1 pseudogene is annotated in these 275 nt (G+C 62.9%); it reads left to right on the top strand.

From position 1 onward, the window contains the following. Positions 1-275 (top strand): annotated as a pseudogene (locus SB725_RS31090) (hypothetical protein); the annotation flags it as partial.

Consider the following 275-nt stretch of genomic DNA (forward strand, 5'->3'; position numbering starts at 1 on the left):
TGCTTTGTTTCGCCCTGTTGCCGCTGTTTGCCGGCTGCCAGATGCTGCCGATGTTCAACCAACAGCCCCAGGCGCCGTCCATGGCCGGGTTGACCCGGATGCAGGGTGAACTCAGTGCCGCCGATGGCAAGCTGCTGTTCAAACCCTGCACCGAAGACCGCCGTTATGTGGTCAACGATGGCGGCAACACCAGTGTGCTGCAGGAAGCGGCAACCCTGGCCGAGAAGCAGGGCAAGCTGTTTGCCGACCTGCGGGGCAAGTTCTCCGCCAGTGCC

The sequence above is a fragment of the Pseudomonas sp. SIMBA_041 genome (assembly GCF_046535095.1).
Classification (GTDB): Bacteria; Pseudomonadota; Gammaproteobacteria; order Pseudomonadales; family Pseudomonadaceae; genus Aquipseudomonas; species Aquipseudomonas mucoides.